Source organism: Streptomyces sp. CA-111067, from assembly GCF_050956065.1.
In the GTDB taxonomy this organism is placed as follows: domain Bacteria; phylum Actinomycetota; class Actinomycetes; order Streptomycetales; family Streptomycetaceae; genus Actinacidiphila.
This window is the reverse complement of sequence record NZ_CP192103.1, coordinates 6,838,603-6,857,328: the sequence shown is the minus strand read 5'-3', so window position 1 is coordinate 6,857,328 and position 18,726 is coordinate 6,838,603. Positions and strand designations below refer to the sequence as shown.

At 73.5% G+C, this 18,726-nt stretch carries 14 protein-coding genes; all 14 read right to left on the bottom strand.

Annotated features, from left to right (window positions below; genetic code table 11):
- Nucleotides 1–105: 105 nt before the first annotated feature.
- The 14 genes from ACQPW6_RS30350 to ACQPW6_RS30285 all read right to left on the bottom strand — a co-directional run bounded on the left by ACQPW6_RS30350 (nucleotide 106) and on the right by ACQPW6_RS30285 (nucleotide 18,175).
- Nucleotides 106–3,243, bottom strand: a complete 3,138-nt coding sequence (locus ACQPW6_RS30350; protein WP_433892895.1) for a helix-turn-helix transcriptional regulator — start codon at nucleotides 3,241–3,243, stop codon at nucleotides 106–108.
- On the bottom strand, nucleotides 3,240–3,506 hold the full coding sequence (locus tag ACQPW6_RS30345) for a hypothetical protein (RefSeq protein WP_433892894.1): 267 nt from the start codon (nucleotides 3,504–3,506) through the stop codon (nucleotides 3,240–3,242). The genes ACQPW6_RS30350 and ACQPW6_RS30345 overlap by 4 nt, the downstream gene beginning before the upstream one ends.
- 172 nt (nucleotides 3,507–3,678) lie before the next feature.
- Nucleotides 3,679–5,184 carry an Asp-tRNA(Asn)/Glu-tRNA(Gln) amidotransferase subunit GatB gene (gene gatB, locus ACQPW6_RS30340; protein WP_433892893.1) on the bottom strand — a complete coding sequence of 502 codons (1,506 nt, stop codon included), beginning with the start codon at nucleotides 5,182–5,184 and terminating at the stop codon, nucleotides 3,679–3,681.
- 23 nt (nucleotides 5,185–5,207) lie between these two features.
- Nucleotides 5,208–5,450, bottom strand: coding sequence for a hypothetical protein (locus tag ACQPW6_RS30335; protein WP_433892892.1), 243 nt, complete (start codon nucleotides 5,448–5,450; stop codon nucleotides 5,208–5,210).
- Nucleotides 5,447–6,940: an Asp-tRNA(Asn)/Glu-tRNA(Gln) amidotransferase subunit GatA gene (gene gatA / locus ACQPW6_RS30330; RefSeq protein ID WP_433892891.1), complete on the bottom strand. Its 1,494-nt coding sequence runs from the start codon at nucleotides 6,938–6,940 to the stop codon at nucleotides 5,447–5,449. Before gatA ends, ACQPW6_RS30335 begins: the two co-directional genes overlap by 4 nt.
- 2 nt (nucleotides 6,941–6,942) lie before the next feature.
- Nucleotides 6,943–7,242, bottom strand: coding sequence for an Asp-tRNA(Asn)/Glu-tRNA(Gln) amidotransferase subunit GatC (gene gatC / locus ACQPW6_RS30325; protein WP_433892890.1), 300 nt, complete (start codon nucleotides 7,240–7,242; stop codon nucleotides 6,943–6,945).
- Between the two features lie 142 nt (nucleotides 7,243–7,384).
- Nucleotides 7,385–9,589 carry a putative bifunctional diguanylate cyclase/phosphodiesterase gene (locus ACQPW6_RS30320; RefSeq protein WP_433892889.1) on the bottom strand — a complete coding sequence of 735 codons (2,205 nt, stop codon included), beginning with the start codon at nucleotides 9,587–9,589 and terminating at the stop codon, nucleotides 7,385–7,387.
- Between the two features lie 218 nt (nucleotides 9,590–9,807).
- Entirely contained in the window at nucleotides 9,808–12,051 is a 2,244-nt protein-coding gene (gene ligA, locus ACQPW6_RS30315) for an NAD-dependent DNA ligase LigA (RefSeq protein ID WP_433894707.1), read from the bottom strand.
- Between the two features lie 74 nt (nucleotides 12,052–12,125).
- Nucleotides 12,126–13,079 (bottom strand): methionine synthase, encoded by a 954-nt coding sequence (locus ACQPW6_RS30310; RefSeq protein ID WP_433894706.1) that lies wholly within the window; start codon nucleotides 13,077–13,079, stop codon nucleotides 12,126–12,128.
- Nucleotides 13,080–13,275: 196 nt separating this feature from the next.
- Nucleotides 13,276–13,968, bottom strand: a complete 693-nt coding sequence (locus ACQPW6_RS30305) for an SDR family oxidoreductase (RefSeq protein WP_433892888.1) — start codon at nucleotides 13,966–13,968, stop codon at nucleotides 13,276–13,278.
- Nucleotides 13,965–14,495 (bottom strand): TIGR00730 family Rossman fold protein, encoded by a 531-nt coding sequence (locus ACQPW6_RS30300; protein WP_433892887.1) that lies wholly within the window; start codon nucleotides 14,493–14,495, stop codon nucleotides 13,965–13,967. The genes ACQPW6_RS30305 and ACQPW6_RS30300 overlap by 4 nt, the downstream gene beginning before the upstream one ends.
- Entirely contained in the window at nucleotides 14,492–15,673 is a 1,182-nt protein-coding gene (gene mnmA, locus ACQPW6_RS30295; protein ID WP_433892886.1) for a tRNA 2-thiouridine(34) synthase MnmA, read from the bottom strand. The genes ACQPW6_RS30300 and mnmA overlap by 4 nt, the downstream gene beginning before the upstream one ends.
- 234 nt (nucleotides 15,674–15,907) lie before the next feature.
- Nucleotides 15,908–17,080, bottom strand: coding sequence for a cysteine desulfurase family protein (locus ACQPW6_RS30290; RefSeq protein ID WP_433892885.1), 1,173 nt, complete (start codon nucleotides 17,078–17,080; stop codon nucleotides 15,908–15,910).
- 210 nt (nucleotides 17,081–17,290) lie between these two features.
- Nucleotides 17,291–18,175, bottom strand: a complete 885-nt coding sequence (locus tag ACQPW6_RS30285) for a thioesterase family protein (RefSeq protein ID WP_433892884.1) — start codon at nucleotides 18,173–18,175, stop codon at nucleotides 17,291–17,293.
- Nucleotides 18,176–18,726: the final 551 nt, after the last annotated feature.

The window sequence follows — 18,726 nt, the reverse complement described above, 5'->3', positions numbered from 1 at the left end:
CTGCCCGCCGCGGCGGCGGAGGAAACGGCGCGTCCGTGGCGAACGGGCCACACCTGCCTGCCCCCACCTCGCGGCAGCGAAGCCTTGTCGCGCCGGACCGCGCGGTCAGCGCGCCGGGGCGAACAGCCGCAGCCGGTGGGACAGGGCGGCGGCCTCGCCGCGGGTGGAGACGGCCAGTTTGGCCAGGATGTTGGACACGTGCACGCTGGCGGTCTTCGGCGAGATGAACAGCTCCTCGGCGATCTGCCGGTTGGTGCGGCCCTCGGCCACCAGCCGGAGCACATCGCGCTCGCGGGCGGTCAGGCCGAGCGATTCGGCCGGGTCGGCCGGCTCCGCGGAGGCCGGCTCGGCCGAGGTCTCCTGCGCCTCGTCGAGCGACAGCCGGGCGCGCTGCGCGAGCTGGGTGATCTCCGCGGCCAGCGGGCCGGCGCCGGCCGGTGCGGCGAAGGAGTACGCCTGGCGCAGCAGCGTGCCGGCCAGGCCGCGCACGTCGGGCCCGAGCGCGAGCAGCGCCTCGGCGTGCCGGTAGCGGACCACGGCCAGCTCGTACGGGCGCTCCTGCTTCTGGAAGGCGACCTGCGCGGCGGCCCACAGCTCCGGCTCGGTGCGGCCCTCGGCGCGGGCGATCTCGGCGTCCACCATCAGCGCGAGCGCCTCGCACAGCTCGGTGGGCCGGGGCAGCTCGCGGGCGGCGGTCCTGATCCGCTCCAGGACGTGCCCGCGGGCCGGGTCGCCGGTCAGCAGCCAGGGCCCGTCCGCCTCGGCCGCCGCACCGATCACCAGCAGCGGCCAGCCGTAGCGCTCGCTGCCGAGCGGGAAGCCGGCCTCGATCGCGGCCAGCACCTCGCGCCTGGCGTCCTCGAAGCGGCCCTGCTCATAGACGAGCCGCAGGCTGAGCGTGCGGAACGGGATCACGTGCTGCGGCTGGGTGTCGTTGCGCAGCGCCTCCACCGCGGCGGCGTGCTGGGCGACGGCGGCGGTCATGTCGCCGGTCGCGAGCGCCCGGAAGCCGTCGTTGATGGCGATGCCCGCCAGGTGGAAGTACGAGCCCTGCGCGGTGCGCCTGGCCTGTTCGAGCGAGTCGGCGGACTCCGCGTACCGGCCGAGCGCGAGCAGCGACTCGCCCTCGTTGGTCAGCAGCCAGCTGCGGGTGGCGTGGGTGACCTGCTGGGCGGCCCGTTCGATGCCCTCGCGGGTGATCCGCAGCGCCTCGGACGAGCGGCCGGCGCCCTCCAGCACGGAGGACAGGTTGCCGTGCGTGCGGGCGATGATGCCGGGCGACGGCATGTCGCTGACCAGCCGCAGCACCTCCCGCACCTCGGCGAGGCCGCCCTCCACGTCGCCGCCGTCGGCCTGGATCAGGCCGAGGGTGACCCGGGCGTGCAGTTCGGTGTCGCGGGCGCCGGACAGCCGGGCGTACTCCACCGCGCGGGCGGCGATGGCGATGCCCTCGGCGCCGGACTTGTGGACCATGATCCAGCCGGCGATCCGGCCGAGCACCTCGGCGTGCGCGGCCGACGGCTCCAGGCCGCGGACCAGCTCGCGGGCCCGGGACAGCTCCTCCCAGCCGTCGCCACGGCCCATGTCCTCGGTCAGCATCGACCGCTGCGACCAGAACCAGGCGGCGCGCAGCGGGTCGTCGCCGCCGCTGCGGTCCATCACCCGCAGCGCGCGCTTGGCCATCGCGTAGGCGCGTTCCCGCTCGCCGCTGAGCCGGGCCGCCACGGTGACCTCGGCCAGCAGGTCGAGGAAGCCGAGCGCGGTCGGCGAGCCGCCGCAGCCGCAGGGCGGGTACGACTCGGCGTAGTCGGCGGGCCGCAGCTCGGCCCTGACCTCCTCGGGGACGTCGTCCCACAGTTCGAGCGCGCGTTCCAGCAGCCGGTACTGCTCGGCGTAGGCGTGCCGGTGCCTGGCCTCCACGGCGGCACGCAGCACGGCGGGCAGCGCCTTGGCCGTGTCATGGGCGGCGTACCAGTAGCTGGCCAGCCGGGCAGCCCGCTCGTCGGCACGGATCAGCCCGGCGTCCTCCTCGATGGCCTGCGCGTAGCGGCGGTTGATCCGGCTGCGCTCGCCGGGCAGCAGGTCGTCGCCGACGGCCTCGCGGACCAGGGAGTGCCGGAAGCGGTAGCCCTCGCCGCTGTCGGAGGGCAGCAGGATGTTGGCGCTGACCGCGATGCGCAGCGCGTCCAGCAGGGCGTCCTCGTCAAGGCCGGTGATGGCCGCGAGCAGCCGGTACTCGACGGTGTTGCCGCCCTCGGCGATGAACTTGGCCACCCGCTGGGCGTCGTCGGACAGCGCCTCGACCCGGACCAGCAGCAGGTCGCGCAGGGAGTCGCTGATGCCGGTCGAGCAGCCGCCGTTGATGCTGCACGCCAGTTCCTCGACGAAGAACGGGTTGCCGTCGGAGCGGGTGAAGACCTCGTCCAGGACGCTCTCGCTCGGCTCCTCGGACAGGATCGCGGTGAGCTGGCGGCGCACCTCGGCGCGGCTGAGCCGGGACAGCTCGATGCGCTCGACCGTGCGCAGCCGGTCGGTCTCGGCCAGGAACGGCCGCAGCGGGTGCCTGCGGTGGATGTCGTCGGTGCGGTAGGTGGCGGCGACCAGCACCCGCGTGCGCTGTAGCGACCGGAAGAGGTAGCCGAGCATCTCGCGGGTGGAGCGGTCGGCCCAGTGCAGGTCCTCGAAGACCACCACCAGGGTCCGGTCGGTGCCGAGCCGTTCCAGCAGCCGGACGGTGACCTCGAACAGCCGGATCCGGCCGTCCTCGTCGTGCGGATCGCGCCTGCCGCCGGCCGCTTCGGCGAGCTCCGGCAGCAGCCTGGCGAGGTCGGCCTCCTGGCCGGCCGCGGCGGCCAGCAGCTCGTCGCCGAGCTCGCGGTGCAGGGCGCGCAGCACGCTGGAGACCGGCGCGAACGGCAGTCCGTCCGCCCCGATCTCCACACAGCCGCCCACCGCCGTCACCGCGCCCGCGGCGCGGGAGGCGGCGATGAACTCCTCGGTCAGCCGGGTCTTGCCGACCCCGGCCTCGCCGCCGATCAGCAGCGCCTGCGGCTCACCCTTGTCCGCGGCGGCACGGGCCGCGGTGAGCTTGTTCAGCTCTGCGGCCCGGCCGATGAACACGGGACTGAGGGACTGGGTCTGCACGGTGTCGAGCATCGCATGTACGGCCCCCGGCGCGACACCGATTACTCCGCGGGCGATACCGCTCTTCCCGCCGTCGATCGTGCCGACGTGGCTGGTCATGCCGCGTGGTGCGGGTGGAACGCCTGGTGCAGCCGGCCGGTCACCGCCCGCCGCCGGTCACCGACGGGGCCGGGGGAAGCGGCACCGTCGGCGCCCTCGGAACCGCGGGTCGCGGCGGCCGCCCGGCCCTGGGTCCTGCGGGCGGCCCTGGCGGCGCGGCGCTCGGTGCCGCCGGCCGCCTTGGCCTCCTGGGCGCGGCGCCACTCGTCGGCCTGCCGGCGAAGGTCCGCGCTGTGGTCCTGGTGCATTTCGTAAGCGAACATCGGGGTTTCTCCTTGGAAGGTCTGCTCTTTTTCTTGCTCCTAGCTTCGTCTCCAAGGGGGGTCCGGCACATCGGGCAGCTGCCTGACCTTTGGGCCCCCGACGTACTTAGGGCGGCACCCCGTGACCGGGGTACCGCCCTATGCCCTGAGCACTCACGCCCTACTGCCGGCCCTACTGGACGCCGAGCTTCTCCAGGACGAGTTCCCTGACCCGCTTGGCGTCCGCCTGCCCGCGGGTCAGCTTCATCACCGCGCCGATCAGCGCGCCGGCCGCGGCCAGGTTCCCGCCGCGGATCTTGTCGGCGATCGCCGCGTTCGACTCGATCGCCTGGTCCACCGCGGCGCCGAGCGCGCCGTCGTCGGAGACGACCTTCAGGCCGCGGCCGTCCACCACCGCGTCCGGCTCGCCCTCGCCGGCCAGCACGCCCTCGATGACCTGCCGGGCCAGCTTGTCGTTCAGGTCGCCCGCGGCCACCAGCGCGGCCACCCTGGCCACCTGCGCCGGGGTGATCGGCAGCGCGGCCAGCTCGGCGCCGGTCTCGTTGGCGTGCCTGGCCAGCTCGCCCATCCACCACTTGCGGGCCGAGGCGGCGTCGGCGCCCTGGTCGATGGTCGCCAGGATCAGGTCGAGCGCGCCGGCGTTGAGCACCGACTGCATCTCGTGGTCGCCGATGCCCCAGTCCTCCTGGAGCCGCTTGCGGCGCAGCCGCGGCAGCTCCGGCAGCCCGGACCGCAGCTCCTCGACCCAGTCGCGGGCCGGGGCGACCGGTACGAGGTCGGGCTCGGGGAAGTACCGGTAGTCCTCGGCCTCCTCCTTGATCCGGCCGGCCGTGGTGGACCCGTCCTCCTCGTGGAAGTGCCGGGTCTCCTGCACGATGGTGCCGCCGGACGACAGCACCGCCGCGTGCCGCTGGATCTCGAACCTGGCCGCCCGCTCGACGCTGCGCAGCGAGTTGACGTTCTTGGTCTCGCTGCGGGTGCCGAACTTCTCCCGGCCGTGCGGGCGCAGCGACAGGTTCACGTCGCAGCGCATCTGGCCCTGCTCCATCCGGGCCTCGGACACCCCGAGCGCCTTGATCAGCTCGCGCAGCTCGGCCACGTACGCCTTGGCGACCTCGGGCGCGCGGGCGCCGGCCCCCTCGATCGGCTTGGTGACGATCTCGATCAGCGGGATGCCGGCCCTATTGTAGTCGAGCAGCGAGTGCGAGGCGCCGTGGATCCGGCCGGTGGCGCCGCCGACGTGCAGCGACTTGCCGGTGTCCTCCTCCATGTGGGCGCGCTCGATCTGCACCCGGAAGACCTCGCCGTCCTCCAGCTGGACGTCCAGGTAGCCGTCGAACGCGATCGGCTCGTCGTACTGCGAGGTCTGGAAGTTCTTCGGCATGTCCGGATAGAAGTAGTTCTTCCGGGCGAAGCGGCACCACTGGGCGATCTCGCAGTTCAGCGCGAGACCGATCTTGATCGCCGACTCCACGCCGATCGCGTTCACCACCGGCAGCGAGCCGGGCAGGCCCAGACAGGTCGGGCAGGTCTGCGAGTTGGGCTCGGCGCCCAGCTCGGTGGAGCAGCCGCAGAACATCTTGGTCGCGGTGCCCAGCTCGACATGGACCTCAAGGCCCATCACCGGGTCGAACGCGGTCAGCGCGTCGTCATAGGACAGCAGATCCGTGACGGTCACAGTTCCCCTCTACCTTCTTGCCTTCAGTCCGTCAGGATGTCGTCGTCGTTGGCCTGGCGCAGCTCGCGGACCAGCAGGGCCACCCCGGTAGCCACCGCGGCCACCCGGATCAGGCCGTCGATCAGCTGGAGGGTGTCGCCCTCGCCGCGCGCGCTGCGGACCTTCTTGACGTTGCTGAAGGCGGCGAACAGCGTGCTGCCGATCGTCAGGTAGGTGCCGGCCTTGCCCTTCTTGCCCTTGCTCGCGTCCTTGTTCTTGTCGCTCATAGCTGGGGTGCCTCCTCAAGCAGCGGGTGGCCCCACTTCTGCACGAAGGCGGCCTCGACGGCGGCGCCGACCCGGTAGAGCCGGTCGTCCTTGAGTGCGGGGGCAATGATCTGCAGGCCCACCGGGAGACCATCCTCCGGAGCGAGACCGCAGGGCAGTGACATGGCCGCGTTGCCGGCCAGGTTCGTCGGAATGGTGCACAGGTCGGCGAGGTACATCGCCAGCGGGTCGTCTGCCCGCTCGCCGATCGGGAATGCGGTCGTCGGCGTGGTCGGCGAGACCACCACGTCCACCTGCTCGAACGCCCGCTCGAAGTCCCGGCTGATCAGGGTGCGGACCTTCTGGGCCGAGCCGTAGTACGCGTCGTAGTAGCCGGAGCTGAGCGCGTACGTGCCCAGGATGATCCGCCGCTTGACCTCGGGGCCGAAGCCGGCCTCGCGGGTCAGCGCGGTGACCTCCTCGGCGGAGTGCGTGCCGTCGTCACCGATCCGCAGGCCGTAGCGCATGGCGTCGAAACGGGCCAGGTTGCTGGAGCACTCCGAGGGCGCGATCAGGTAGTACGCGGCGAGCGCGTAGGTGAACGACGGGCAGGAGATCTCCACGACCTCCGCGCCCAGTTCGCGCAGCAGGTCGACGGCCTCGTTGAAGCGCTGGACGACGCCGGCCTGGTAGCCCTCGCCGCTGAACTCCCTGACCACGCCGACCCGCAGGCCCGCCACGTTCCCCTCGCGGGCCGCCTCGACCACCGAGGGCACCGGGGCGTCCACCGAGGTGGAGTCCAGCGGGTCGTGGCCGGCGATCACCTCGTGCAGCAGGGCCGCGTCGAGCACCGTACGGGCGCACGGGCCGCCCTGGTCGAGCGAGGAGGAGAACGCGATCATCCCGTACCGGGACACCCCGCCGTAGGTGGGCTTGACGCCGACGGTGGCGGTGACGGCGGCGGGCTGCCTGATGGAGCCGCCGGTGTCGGTGCCGATGGCCAGCGGGGCCTGGTACGCGGCGAGCGCCGCGGCGCTGCCGCCGCCGGAGCCGCCGGGGATCCGCGTCAGGTCCCACGGGTTGCCGGTCGGGCCGTAGGCGCTGTTCTCGGTGGAGGAGCCCATCGCGAACTCGTCCATGTTGGTCTTGCCGAGGATCACCACGTCGGCGGCCTTGAGCCGCTTGGTGACGGTGGCGTCGTACGGCGGGATCCAGCCTTCGAGGATCTTGGAGCCGCAGGTGGTGGGGACGCCCTCGGTGGTGAAGATGTCCTTCATCGCCAGCGGCACCCCGGCCAGCGGGCCGAGCTTCCCGCCCGCGGCGCGCTTGGCGTCCACCGCGCGGGCCTGGGCGAGCGCGCCCTCCCGGTCCACGTGCAGGAAGGCGTGCACCTTCTCGTCGGTGGCGTCGATCCGGTCCAGATGCGCCTGGGTGACCTCGACCGCGGTCAGCTCGCCGGCGGCGATCTTCTCCGCGGTCTGCGCCGCGGTCAGCCTGATGATGTCCGTCATGGCTAGCTCTCCTCCCCCAGGATCTGCGGCACCTTGAAACGCTGCTGCTCCTGCGCGGGAGCGCCCGACAGGGCCTGCTGCGGGGTCAGCGACGGCCGGACGACGTCCTGTCGCATGACGTTGGTCAGGGGCAGCGGGTGCGAGGTCGGCGGTACGTCCTCGCCGGCCACCTCGGATACGCGGGCTACCGCGCCGATGATGTCGTCGAGCTGTTCGGCGAAGTGGTCGAGCTCGTCGCCGGACAGGTCAAGACGTGCCAGCCGGCCGAGGTGGGCGACCTCCTCGCGCGTGATGCCAGGCATGCGATTGCGATCCTCTGCGGGGTGAGATGGCGGTGGACCCCTCATCCTACGGTCCCCCGCCGACCCCCCGTCACCGCCTTTCCCCTTGCGGGGGATGCTCCCCGACTACAGCAGTCGCCTCTTCAGGCCGGTGGCCGGAGAACTACAGCAACTGCCCCTTCGGGCCGGTGGTCACGCGTGCCACCGCCGTGGCCGGCAGCGCAGTTCCCCGCGCCCCTGGGGAGGCCGGGGGGAGGGCGGGTGGGGGGCGCCAGCCGGTGGTGCCGCGGGCCAGGAGCCACTTCGTGGTCTCCTCGGGGGGCATCGCCGCCGCGACCAGCCACCCCTGGACCGCGTCACAGCGAAGATCGCGCAGCCGCTCCCACGTCTCGTCGTCCTCCACGCCCTCGGCGACCACGATCAGCCCGAGCGAGTGCGCCAGATCGATCGTGCAGCGGACGATCTCCGCGTCCTCGGTGTCCACCACGAGCCGGGCCACGAACGACCGGTCGATCTTCAGCTCGCTGACCGGCAGCCGCCGCAGGTGCACCAGCGAGGAGTACCCGGTGCCGAAGTCGTCGAGCGACATCTTCACGCCGTGCCCGGTCAGCCCGTTGAGCGTGTCGGCGGCCCGCTGCGGGTCCTCCAGCAGGACGTGCTCGGTGATCTCCAGCTGGAGCGAGCCGGGCGGCACATGGTGCCGGGCCAGCCGGCCGGCCACCAGGCCGGCGAAGCCGGGGCTGTGCACGTCACGCGGCGACACGTTGACGGCGACCGGCACGTCAAGGCCCATCCCGCGCCAGCGGGCGACCTGGGCGAGCGCGGTGTCGAGCACGTACTCGGTGAGCTGCGGCATCAGCCCCGAGGTCTCCGCCATGGCGATGAACTCCTCGGGGTTGACCCGGCCGCGCTCCGGGTGCTCCCAGCGCACCAGCGCCTCCAGGCCGGCCACCTGGCCGTCGAACCTGACCTTCGGCTGGTAGTGCAGCTCGACGTCGCCGGCCTCCAGGGCGCGCCGCAGGTCGCCGAGCAGCCCGAGCCGGTCGGGGGTGTTGCCGTCCCTGGTGGCCTCGTAGACCTCGACGCCGCTGCGGTCCCGCTTGGCCTGGTACATCGCCACGTCGGCCCGCCGCAGCAGCCCTTCGGCGTCCAGCGCGTGGTCGGGGAAGACCGCCACCCCGGCGCTCGCCTCGAGGACGAGGCTGAGCCCGTCCAGGCTGAGCGGCGAGCCGAGTGCGGCGACCAGCGTCCTGGCCACCCGCTGTACCCGGGTGGTGGAGTCGCAGCCGGGCAGCAGCACGGCGAACTCGTCGCCGCCGAGCCGGGCCGCCTCCGCGCCGCGGGGCAGCGCGAGCCGCAGCCGGTCGGCTATCTGCAGCAGCAGCCGGTCGCCGGCCAGATGGCCGAGCGTGTCGTTGACGGACCGGAACTTGTCGAGGTCGATCAGGATCAGCCCGACCTTGCCCCGGCCGCCGGCCGCCGAGGCCACCGTTTCGGCGCGCCCGCCGCCGGAGTGCGCCGCGTCGATCGAGCTCCAGGCCCGTTCCAGCAGCCACTGCCGGTTGGGCAGGCCGGTCAGCGGGTCGCGCAACTGCTCCTCGGCCCGGGCGTGCGCGATCCACAGCGTGGAGTCGAGCGCGATCAGCGGCACCGAGAACAGCGGCAGCAGCACCGGCATGTCGCAGGCGACCACCATGATCAGCGGTGCGATGCCGAGCAGCGCCACCCCGACCAGGCCCTGCCGGTACAGCGCGGTGCGAGCCACCGTGGTCAGCCCGGCGCCGCGCGGTGCGAACATCCACCACAGCAGGGACCGGGTGGCGGCCAGGTAGGCCAGTGCGACGACGACGATCGCGGGCGCGGCGGCGGCCGTCCAGTCGTCCGGCATCCAGGGGTGCTCCACCGAGGCGTGGGTGCCGAACAGCGCGAGCACCACGGCGCCGGAGCCGATGCCGATGACGTCGATGGCGCCGTCCAGCGCGGCCTGCCGCCAGCGGTGCCTGCGGGCCGCGCCGACCAGCACCACCACGGCGAGGCTGACCATCACGGCGGGCACCCAGCCGTACATCAGCAGCATGGCCAGGGTCAGCGCGGCGCCCGAGCCGGTGCCGCCCCACCAGCGGTTGCGGCCCATCGCCACCAGGTGGCCGACGATGATGCCAGTGAGCACCGCGAAGGAGCAGCCGACGGTGCCGGACGGGAACAGCGCGCGGCCCAGGTCGAGCACCCGGATCACGCCCGCGGTGAGCGCCGCCGCGGCCACCGCGGGCAGGATCAGCCGCAGCAGCGGGCCGGGAGCGGCCGGGAGCACGGCCACCGCCGCACCGCGGGGCAGCGGCGGCGCTCCAGCGCTCTCCGTCGGTTCCATGCCTGTCCCTCTCACAGCCGGGTGCGAAGCAGGTCCACCGCGCCGCTGCCCGCGAGGGGGACCCGCTCCGGTTGTCGGTTCCCTGCCCGGCGGGCGCGCCTCTCCACACTAGGGCGCGAGGCGCCGCCCCGGGCACCGATCGGCTGCTGTCGCCCGTATGGGACAAGGGCTGTCGCGGTGTTCGGATATGGGCCGATCAGGTGACATCCGCTGATTGGTCAGCCGGAAGCGGCTTCGGGATCCGCCCCGGCCGCCGGCTCGGCGGCGGGTTCTTCCGGGGTCTCGGCCGCCGGCTCCGGCGGGTTCACCGCGGCGGCCCTGGCGGCCTCCGCACCCTCCGCGAGCAGCACGGCGAAGCCCGTCTCGTCCAGCACCGGCACCTTCAGCTGGACGGCCTTGTCGTACTTGGAGCCGGGGTTGTCGCCGAAGACGACGAAGTGCGTCTTCTTGGAAACGGAGCCGGTGACTTTCGCACCCCGGCTGACAAGTTCCTCCGTTGCGCCATCCCGGGTATGCCCGTTCAGCGTTCCGGTGACGACCACCGTCATCCCTTCGAGTGGTCTCGGCCCTTCGTCCGAACCCTCCTCCACGAAGGTGACGCCGGCCTCCTTCCACTTCCGGATGATCTCCAGGTGCCAGTCCTCGGCGAACCACTGCTTGACGGAGGCTGCGATGGTGGGCCCCACCCCGTCGACCGCGGCGAGCTGCTCCTCGGGGGCGTCCTTGATCCTGTCCAGGTCGCGGAACTCGCGGGCCAGCGCCTCGGCGGCGACCGGGCCGACATGGCGGATGGACAGCCCGGTGAGGAAGCGGGCGAGCGGGCGCTCCTTGGCGGCGGCGATGTTGTCGAGCATCGCCAGCGCGTTCTTCTTCGGCTCGCCCTTCTGGTTGGCGAAGAAGGTGACGACCTTCGGCTCGCCGCTCTCCGGGTCGCGCTTGGGCAGGCCGGTGTCCTGGTCCAGGACGTGCGAGCGGATCGGCAGCAGCTGCTCGATCGTCATGCTGAACAGGTCGCTCTCGTCGCGCAGCGGCGGATCCTGCGGGTCGAGCGGCTGGGTCAGCGCGGTGGCGGCCACGTAGCCGAGCGCCTCGATGTCCAGGCACTTGCGGCCGGCCAGGTAGAAGATCCGCTCGCGCAGCTGGGCCGGGCACTTGCGGGCGTTGGGGCAGCGCAGGTCGATGTCCCCCTCCTTCATCGGCTGGAGGGCGGTGCCGCAGTCCGGGCACTCGGCGGGCATCACGAACTCCCGCGCGGTGGCATCGTCACGCAGCTCGATCACCGGGCCGACGATCTCCGGGATCACGTCACCGGCCTTGCGCAGCACCACCGTGTCGCCGATCCAGACGCCCTTCTTCTTCACCACCTCCTGGTTGTGCAGGGTGGCGAACTCCACCTCCGAGCCGGCCACGGTGACCGGCTCCACCACGGCGTAGGGGGTGACCCGGCCGGTGCGGCCGACGCCGACCCGGATGTCCAGCAGCTTGGTGTTGACCTCCTCCGGCGGGTACTTCCAGGCGATCGCCCAGCGCGGCGCGCGCGAGGTGGAGCCCAGCCGCCCCTGCAGCCGGATCTCGTCCACCTTCACCACGACGCCGTCGATCTCGTGCTCGACGTCGTGCCGGTGCTCGCCGTAGTAGGCGATGAACTCCCGTACCTGCGCCAGCGAGTCCTTGACCTGGTTGTGCTGGGCGGTGGGCAGCCCCCACTCGCGCAGCAGCTCGTAGGCGTGCGACTGGCAGTCGATGTCGAAGCCCTCGCGGGCGCCGATGCCGTGCACCACCATCCGCAGCGGGCGGCCGGCGGTGACCCGGGGGTCCTTCTGCCGCAGCGAACCGGCGGCGGCGTTGCGGGGGTTGGCGAACGGCTTGTCGCCCCCGGCCACCAGCCGCTCATTGAGCTCCTCGAACTTCTCGCCGGGGAAGTAGATCTCGCCGCGCACCTCCACCAGCTCCGGCACCCGGTCGCCGGCCAGCCGGTCGGGGATGCCCTCGATGGTGCGGACGTTCTGGGTGATGTCCTCGCCGGTGCGGCCGTCGCCGCGGGTGGCCGCGCGGGTCAGCCGGCCGCGCTCGTAGGTGAGGTTGACCGCGAGGCCGTCGACCTTCAGCTCGCACAGGAAGTGGTACGGGCTGTGGGAGTTGTCCGGCGGCCCGAGCTCGGCGGCCACCCGCTCGGCCCAGGCGGCCAGTTCCTCGTCGGCGAAGGCGTTGTCGAGCGACAGCAGCCGCTCGCGGTGCTTGACGGAGGTGAACTCCGTCTCGTAGGCGCCGGCCACCTTCTGGGTCGGCGAGTCGGGGGTGCGCAGGCCCGGGTGCTCCTCCTCGATCCCCTCCAGCTCGCGCAGCAGCCGGTCGAACTCGGAGTCGCTGACCACCGGTGCGTCGTTGACGTAGTAACGGAAGCGGTGCTCCTCGATCTGCTCCGCGAGCCGGGCGTGCCGCTCCCGTGCCTCGGCGGGGATCTCCGCCGGCTGTGCTTCCTGCCCGGCCTGCTCGGCCCTCTGGGCCTTCTCGGCTGCCACGTCTGCGTCCTTCCTCACTCAGGGTTGTCAACGAGCGAGCGGGCCGCTCTCGCGCAGTGCACCAGAGCGGTCCGTGCATAGGCCGGGTCGGCCCCCGCCAGACCGCAGGACGGGGTGATCGCCACGGCGGATGCCAGGTCCCCCGGTGCCAGTCCCAACCTGCGCCACAGCGCCCGAACACCACTGACGCTACCCGCAGGGTCTGACAATCCGGTGTCGGTGCCCGGTACGACACCGGCGAAGAGCGCGGTGCCCGCTTCGGCCGCCTCGCCGAAGGCGTCCCAGTCACGTTCGGTGAGCAGATCGAAGTCGAAGGAGATGCCGGCGACGCCTGCTCGGCGCAGCAGCGCGAAGGGGACGTCGGGCGCGCAGGAGTGGACGACGACCGGGGCGCCGGTCGTCTCGGCCAGCAGCCGCAGCGCGCCCTCCGCGACGCCGCGGTCCACCGCGCGCAGGGTCTGGTAGCCGCTCGCGGTCCTGACCTGTCCGCGCAGCACGGCGATCAGCGAGGGCTCGTCGAGCTGGAGGACGACCTGGGCGCCGGGGACGCGCCTGCGGACGTCCGCGATGTGCAGCCGCAGGCCCTCGGCGAGCGAGGCGGTCAGGTCCCGGCAGGCGCCCGGGTCGCGCAGGGCCGCCTCGCCGCTGCGCAGCTCCACGCCCGCGGCGAGCGTCCACGGGCCGACGGCCTGGATCTTCAGCGGCCCCTGGTACCCCTGGGTGAACTCCTCGATGGCGTCCAGGTCCTCGCCGAGCCACGCCCTGGCCCGCTTGGTGTCCCGGCCAGGCCGGTCGCCGAACCGCCAACCGCTGGGCTCCACCCGGGCGTACAGCTCCACGAGCAGCCCCAGCGTCCGCCCGATCATGTCCGCGCCGGGCCCCCGGGCGGGCAGCTCGGCGAGGAACGGCAGCGTCCCGACCGCCTCGACGGCCACCCGGGCCGCCTCCCGCGCGTCGGTACCGGGCATCGACCCGATCCCGGTCGCGGTGCCCGCGGCGAGGACGAAGGGGGTCTGCGTTGCGAGGTTCGGGTCGGTGTCCACGCCCCGAAGCGTAAGCGCTGGCCGCTGAGCTCCGCCCCGACCAGGTGCACCATTGCTCGGGCTCGCGCCCGGCACCCCCGAGCCGCGGCTCGGACCGTCCTCGCGTGCCCGCGCTCTCGCGTCAGGGCGTGGGGCGGATGGTGATGTTTGTCAGTTCGGCCTCGGGTGGGAGGTCGAGGGCGGTCAGGAGGGCCGTCGCCACCGACTCCGGGGGGATCCAGCGGGAGGCGTCGTACGGCTTGCCCTCCTGCTGGTGGACCTTCTGCTGCATCGGGGTCGCCGTGCGGCCGGGGTACAGGGACGTGACCCTGATGCCCTGCGCGGACTCCTCCTCGCGGAGGGCGTCGGCCAGGGCGCGCAGGGCGTGTTTGCTCGCCGCGTACGCGCTCCACTCCGCCTTCGCCTGGAGGCCGGCGCCGGCGTTGGCGAACACCACGTGGCCGCGGGACAGCCGCAGTTGGGGCAGCAGCAGCCGGGTCAGCTCGGCCGGGCCGACCACGTTCACCGCGAGCGTCTCCTGCCAGATCTTCGGCGTCAGGTCGCCGACCGCGCCCAGCTCCACCATGCCCGCGATGTGCAGCAGCGCGTCCAGCCGGTCGGGCGGGGACTGCTGGCCGAGCGCCCAGGACAGCCGGGCCGGCTCGGCCAGGTCGCCGACCAGGGTGCGCGCGCCCGGGAAGCGGCGCGCCAGCTCCCTGGCCCGTCCCGCGTCCCTGGCCAGCAGCCACAGCTCGTCGCCCCGCTCGATCAGCCGCTCCGCGACCACCGCGCCGATCCCGGAGCCCGCCCCGGTCAGCAGCCGTACCTTCGTCACACGCACTTCCGCAGGTAGTCCATCGCCGCTTCGCCGTCCTCCGCGAAGAAGACCAGCTCGGACAGCGGGAGGGGCAGGAAGCCCTCCTCGTCCATCCTGCGCAGCTGCGTCTTCAACCCGTCGTAGAAACCCGCCGTGTTGAGCAGCACCACCGGTTTGGCGTGCAGCCCGTGCTTCTTGAGTTCGAGGATCTCGGTGGCCTCGTCCAGCGTGCCGGTGCCGCCCACCATGACCACCACCGCGTCGGACCGCAGCAGCAGCTCCGCCTTGCGGTGGGCCAGGTCCGTGGCGATCACCATCTCGTCGGCGTTCACCCGCGCCTTGGCGTGCAGGAACTCCACCGACACCCCGACCAGCCGGCCGCCGGCCTGCTGCACGCTGTCGGCGACGACCTTCATCAGGCCCGACTCCGAGCCGCCCCACACCAGCGTGTGGCCGCCCACGCCGATCAGCCGGCCGAACTCGGCGGCCGGCGCGGTGTAGAGCTCGCCCAGGTCCGCGGCGGACAGGAACACCCCGATGTTCATACGGTCACCGGCTGACCGGCCGCCGCCTCGGCCGCCGCCTGCTCGGCCGCCGCCCGCTCGGTCACCGCGATCGTCGCGGACCCGACCACCCGGGTGCCGTCGTAGAGCACCACCGCCTGGCCGGGCGCGATCCCGCGCACCGGCGCGTCGAACGCCACCCGCAGCTCGTCGCCGACCAGCTCGGCCGTCACCGGCACGTCCTCGCCGTGCGCCCGCAACTGCGCGGTGTACGTGGCCGGTCCGCGCGGCGGCACCCCGCACCAGCGGGGCTTGATCGCGGTCAGCGCGATGACGTCGAGCGCCTCGAGCGGGCCCACGGTGACCGTGTTGTCCACCGGTGAGATGTCCAGCACATAGCGCGGCTTGCCGTCGTCGGCGGGCACCCCGATCCTCAGCCCCTTGCGCTGGCCGATGGTGAAGCCGTACGCGCCGTTGTGGGTGCCGAGCTGCTCGCCGCTCTCGTCGACGATCGCGCCCTGCTCGCTGCCGAGGTGCTTGGCGAGGAAGCCTTGCGTGTCGCCGTCGGCGATGAAGCAGATGTCGTGGCTGTCGGGCTTCCGGGCCACCGCCAGGCCGCGCCGCTCGGCCTCGGCCCTGATCTCGTCCTTGGTGGTCAGGGTGTCCCCCAGCGGGAACATGGCGTGCGCGAGCTGCCGCTCGTCCAGCACGCCCAGCACGTACGACTGGTCCTTGGCCGCGTCGCTGGCCCGGTGCAGCTCGCGGCGGCCGTCCGCGCCGGTCACGACGGCCGCGTAGTGCCCGGTGCAGACCGCGTCGAAGCCGAGGGCGATCGCCTTGTCGAGCAGCGCCGCGAACTTGATCTTCTCGTTGCAGCGCAGGCACGGGTTGGGGGTGCGGCCGGCCGCGTACTCGGCGACGAAGTCCTCGACGACGTCCTCGCGGAAGCGCTCGGCCAGGTCCCACACGTAGAACGGGATGCCGATCACGTCGGCGGCCCGACGGGCGTCACGGGAGTCCTCCACCGTGCAGCAGCCGCGGGCGCCGGTACGGAACGACTGCGGGTTCGCCGACAGCGCGAGGTGGACGCCGGTCACGTCATGACCGGCCTCCGCGGCGCGCGCGGCGGCCACCGCGGAGTCGACGCCGCCGCTCATGGCGGCGAGCACGCGAAGCGGCTTCGGCTGCTGCCTCTGCTCGGCATTGGGGGTATCGGTCACCCGACCAGGGTAACGGCCCGCCGCCGGCCCCTGCGCTGAGTTATCCACAGGCCCGCGGCCCGCGGGGGCGCCGCCCGAGAACGACGGGTAGCCCCGTCGGGCCGGCTGTCGTCCGCGCCACCCCGCCGGCTGGTCGCGCGGTTCCCGCGCCCCTTACCGGGCCCTGGCTCGCGCCCACCACCACGGAACACCACCACGGAACCGGGCCCGCCCGGGCCCGGGTCGTACCCCCGGTCAGGTCTGGCCGGCCTGCCGGGCCCTGCCGACCGCCCGCGGGATGGCCGCGGTCAGCTCGGCGACCTCCGCGGCCGTCGTGGTGTGGCCGAGCGAGAAGCGCAGCGTGGCCCGCGCGTGGGTGGCCGGCTCGCCCATGGCCAGCAGGACGTGGCTGGGCTGCGCCACGCCCGCCGTGCAGGCGGAGCCGGTGGAGCAGGCGATGTCCTGCGCGTCGAGCAGCAGCAGCAGCGCGTCGCCCTCGCAGCCGGGGAAGGTGAAGTGCGCGTTGGCGGCCAGCCGCCGCACGCCCGTCGGATCGGGGTCCCCGTTGAGGATCGCGTCCGGCACGGCGGCCTTCACCTCGCGCACCAGCGTGTCCCGCAGCGCGCCCGCCTCCCGGACGAACTCCTCGCGGCGCTCGGCGGCCAGCGCCCCGGCGGTGGCGAACGCGGCGATCGCCGGCACGTCGAGCGTGCCCGACCTGCTGCGCTCCTGGCCGCCGCCGTGCAGCAGCGGCACCGGCGCGTCCTCGCGGCGCAGCACCAGCGCGCCGACCCCGTAAGGACCGCCGACCTTGTGCCCGGTCACCGTCATCGCGTCGAGGCCGCTGGCGGCGAAGTCCAGCTCGGTCTGGCCGAACGCCTGTACGGCGTCGGAGTGCATCGGTACGCCGAACTCCCGTGCCACCTCGGCCAGTTCCGGCACCGGCAGCACCGTACCGACCTCGTTGTTGGCCCACATGACGGTGACCAGCGCCACAGTGTCGGGATCGCGTTCGAGCGCCGACCGCAGCGTGTCGGGCAGCACCCGGCCGTAGCCGTCGACCGCCAGCCACTCGACCTTGGCGCCCTCGTGCTCGGCGAGCCAGTGCACCGCGTCGAGGACGGCGTGGTGCTCGACGGGGCTGGCGAGGATCCGGACCCGGCGCGGGTCGTCGGCCCGGCGGGCCCAGAACAGGCCCTTCACCGCCAGGTTGTCGGACTCGGTGCCGCCGCCGGTGAAGACGATCTCGCTGGGCCGGGCGCCGAGCGCGGCGGCCAGGGTCTCCCGGGACTCCTCCACGATGCGCCGGGCCCGGCGGCCCGCGGCGTGCAGGGCGGAGGCGTTCCCGGTCACCGTGAGGTGGGCGGTCATCGCCTGGACCGCCTCCGGGAGCATGGGGGTGGTGGCGGCGTGGTCGAAGTAGGCCATGGTGCCCCGATTCTAAGGTCGGTTCCTGAGGCACTTCGCCGAGGTGGTCCGACCGCCACGTCAGCGTGGGCGGCCCAGCCCGGCCCCGGCCCGGTGGTGGCAGGCCCGCGCCCGCCCGTTCGACGGCGCTGCTGCCCGTACCGCGGCCGTCTCATGCCCGTCCGGCGCGCGGTGGCGTCCCGTGCTCGCTTCTCGGCCCTTACGGGCGTGTCACGCGTCCGGCCGTGGACGGGACGGGACCCGGGGTGCCCGCGCCAGCTGCCGGGACTGGGCCACCAGACGGTCCTTGGTGTCCCACACCTGCGCGTCCTCCTCCATCAGGCCGCCCGCGAGGTTGCGGGTGGTGACGGCGACCCGCAGCGGGCCGGGCGCCGGGTGGCAGCGCTGGTGGACGGTCAGCTCCAGGGTCGGCGTCCAGCCGCTGAGGCCCAGGTCGAACGCGGTCGGCGGCAGCGCGTCCACCGCGAGGAGCACCGACAGCGGGTCGTGGTCACGGCCGTCAGCGAGGCCGAGCCAGCCGCGCATGTCCCCGACGCCGGACGGGGCGCCGACCGCCCAGCCGGCGGTGGCCGGGTCGAGCCGCAGGTCGAGCCGGTCGAGCAGCGCGGTGGAGCCGATGATCGGGCCGCCGGCCGGCGGGTCGTTGCCGGGCACGCAGGCGTCGTAGCCGGGCATCTCCGGCGGGGTGGCGCTGGTGCGGACGTCGTCGGGCAGCGCGGTGAGGTCGCCGTAGCCGGCCAGTACGCGCAGCCGCTCGACCTCGTTGCCGTCGGCGTCGAACTGGTAGAGGGAGGCCTGCCCGGTGGACAGCGAGCGGCCGGTCCGTACGGTCTGCACGCGGATGACGGCGGGGCCCGGCAGCGAGGCGGTCAGGTAGTGCCCGGTGATCGTGATCGGGTCGTCCTGGGCGAGCTCCGCGCGGAGCGCGCGGCCGACGGCGGCGAGCAGGAACCCGCCGTTCACGGCGGAGACGATGACCCAGCCGGGCGAGAGGTCCAGGTCATACGTGCCCGGCTCGCCCGGGCGGGCCTTTACCGCGGTGTCGCGGTCGAATTCGCTGTCGCCGGGGGTCGCGCGGGTCGCTGCAAGTGCCATGAGTGAGATGTTACCCGTCAGTAGAAGCAACGTGTCCAACGTGTTCCGCCGAAGTCAACACCGCCCGCCTCCCCCCTCTTCCCGGCCCGCGGCCCGAGGCCCGCCACCGGCCGGTGGCCCGGCAACAACAGCACCAGCCCCCTCGCCCCGGCGGCCCGGCGCGCCACCGCCGTGGCTCGTCGCGCAGTTCCCCGCGCCCCTGGCGAGGACGCGCCCGCAGGGGCGCGGGGAACTGCGCCACCAGCCACCACCGGCCGGGGGCCCGACGGCGACCGCAACCACCCCACCGGACCGGAGCCCGCGGGCGCCCCCGGCATCACCAGGGGCGCGGGGAACTGCGCGACCAGCCACCACCGGCCGGGGGCCCGGCGGCGACCGCAACCACCCCACCGGGCCGGAGCCCGCGGGCGCCCCCGGCATCACCAGGGGCGCGGGGAACTGCGCCACCAGCCCCCACCGGCCGGGGGTCCGGGGGCGGCGGGAACCAGGCCGCCGGGGCGGTGGACAGTCGCGTCACCCGGGGCGCACGGGGAAAGGGCGCTACCGCGCCG